General features: G+C 61.4%; 1 pseudogene. It reads left to right on the top strand.

The features are described 5' to 3' along the window. Window positions 1-345 (top strand): annotated as a pseudogene (locus tag EN808_RS36700) (hypothetical protein); the annotation flags it as partial.

The raw sequence follows: 345 nt of genomic DNA, 5'->3' as shown, positions 1-345 counted from the left end.
AAGGCGAAGAAGAAGATCGACGGTTCCCGAGAAAGCGTTGAGCACTCCTATGGTCCCGACAGCAAGTTCTGGCTGCCGCCAGACGACTATGTCGCGCTCACCACGCTTGATCTGGCCGTTGCCGAGCAGCCCTTCACCATCAAGGCCGGCGACAATCAGGACATCAAGGTCACGCTCGATGCCGGCGTGCTGGCGATGTCGGCGCCCGGCGCCTACTCAATCGAGGTGTTCTCGTCGAAGAAGGACATCGAAGGCAAGCGCAAGTCGCTTGGGCTAAGCTATGGCGACAGCTGGCAGCAGACGATCCCAGCCGGCGACTATGTGGTCGTGCGCCACGCCTCCGAC

It is taken from the genome of Mesorhizobium sp. M8A.F.Ca.ET.165.01.1.1 (assembly GCF_004792065.1).
GTDB lineage: Bacteria > Pseudomonadota > Alphaproteobacteria > Rhizobiales > Rhizobiaceae > Mesorhizobium.
Note: the sequence above shows the minus strand (reverse complement) of the source record. Positions and strands in the feature narration are given on the sequence as shown.